This is a genomic window from Bacillus sp. CZDM1, from assembly GCF_055502545.1.
This window is the reverse complement of the sequence record NZ_JBUESO010000038.1, coordinates 1-1,475: the sequence shown is the minus strand read 5'-3', so window position 1 is coordinate 1,475 and position 1,475 is coordinate 1. Positions and strand designations below refer to the sequence as shown.

General features: G+C 36.8%; 2 protein-coding genes. Both read left to right on the top strand.

Translation table 11 applies throughout. From position 1 onward, the window contains the following. Positions 1 to 53 precede the first annotated feature (53 nt). Positions 54 to 617 carry a helix-turn-helix domain-containing protein gene (locus ACY3XC_RS28655; RefSeq protein ID WP_464871568.1) on the top strand — a complete coding sequence of 188 codons (564 nt, stop codon included), beginning with the start codon at positions 54 to 56 and terminating at the stop codon, positions 615 to 617. Beyond that, positions 518 to 1,444: an IS3 family transposase gene (locus ACY3XC_RS28650; protein WP_464871569.1), complete on the top strand. Its 927-nt coding sequence runs from the start codon at positions 518 to 520 to the stop codon at positions 1,442 to 1,444. Before ACY3XC_RS28655 ends, ACY3XC_RS28650 begins: the two co-directional genes overlap by 100 nt. Positions 1,445 to 1,475 lie beyond the last annotated feature (31 nt).

The window sequence follows — 1,475 nt, the reverse complement described above, 5'->3', positions numbered from 1 at the left end:
TGTACTGCACCCCGAAAGTTAGAGTGAAAATCTGACTTTTGGGGTGTTTATTTATGGGAAAATATGGTGAAAAACTTAAACTTTTGGTGGTAAGAGAGTATCTGGAAGGAAAACTCGGTTATAGAGCCCTTGCCAAAAAACATGAGATTAAGAGTAAATCAGCTATTGAAAGATGGGTGAAAATTTACGAGAGGTTTGGACAAAAAGGATTGTCGGATAATAAGCCTAAACAAAGTTATTCTGTTCAATTAAAGCTGGATGTATTAAGCTTTATAAAAAGAACAGGTTCTTCCGAAACGGAAGCAGCCCTTCACTTTGGGATAACCAACCCAACTATTATATCCTTATGGAAAAAAGCATTCTTAGGGGATGGGACTGAAGGCCTGAAAAGACCGAAAGGACGGCCATCCATGTCAGATACAGCTAAGAACAAAAAAGACAAACAAACAAAAAAGAGCGAAATGTCATATGAACAAAAGTTAGAAAGAGAAAACGAACTTTTACGTTTAGAGGTAGAATACCTAAAAAAGTTGCGAGCTTTTCAGATGGATCCGAAGGGCTATCTCGAAAAGCACAAGCAGCGTTATCATTCGAACTCAAAGAAACCTTCAAACTAAAAGATGTTTTAGAAATAGTCGGCATTCCCGAATCCTCCTATCATTATCATATAAAAATAATGAATAAGGAGAATCCGGACCAGGATCTGGAGAAACTTATTCAATCCATTTTCCAAAAACATAACGGAAATTATGGTTATCGTCGTATTCAACTAGAATTGCAAAACCGTGGGGTTGAAGTGAATCATAAGAAGGTGCAACGCATCATGAAAAAACTCGGACTCAAAGGTGATAAATTCAGATTAAAATCACGCAAGTTCAGTTCTTATAAGGGTACAATTGGAACTGTTGCCAAGAACCTTATCAATCGCCGTTTTAAAACAAATGTGTGTCATCAAAAATTAACCACAGATATTACTGAGTTCAAGTGTTCAGATGGAGTAAAACTGTATCTAAATCCAATTTTGGATATGTTTAATGGAGAAATTCTATCGTTCGGGATAGGGAAGCGTCCAACCTTAGAACTAGCTCTCACTCCCCTTGAGGAAGCATTAGAAATAGTAAGAGATTCAAAGTATAGAACAACTATACATTCTGATCAAGGGTGGCACTATCAACATAATAAATGGGTGAAAACGCTCAAGAAAAATAAGGTATTCCAGAGTATGTCACGTAAAGGAAACTGTCTAGATAATTCTCCCATGGAGAACTTTTTCGGGTTACTAAAACAAGAAATGTATCATGGGGAACCAAGGTGCTCTTTTGAGGAATTAAAAAAGCGAATTGAAGAGTATATCTATTATTATAATAACGAGCGCATAAAGCAAAAATTGGCAGGCATGAGCCCGGTTCAATACCGTAACCATACCAACCAATTAGCTGCTTAAAATAAAACTCTAACTTTCGGGGGTCACATCA

Bases quoted from the DNA above. Each gene is read 5' to 3' on its own strand.
- ACY3XC_RS28655 (WP_464871568.1), top strand. From the start codon at position 54: ATGGGAAAATATGGTGAAAAACTTAAACTTTTGGTGGTAAGAGAGTAT.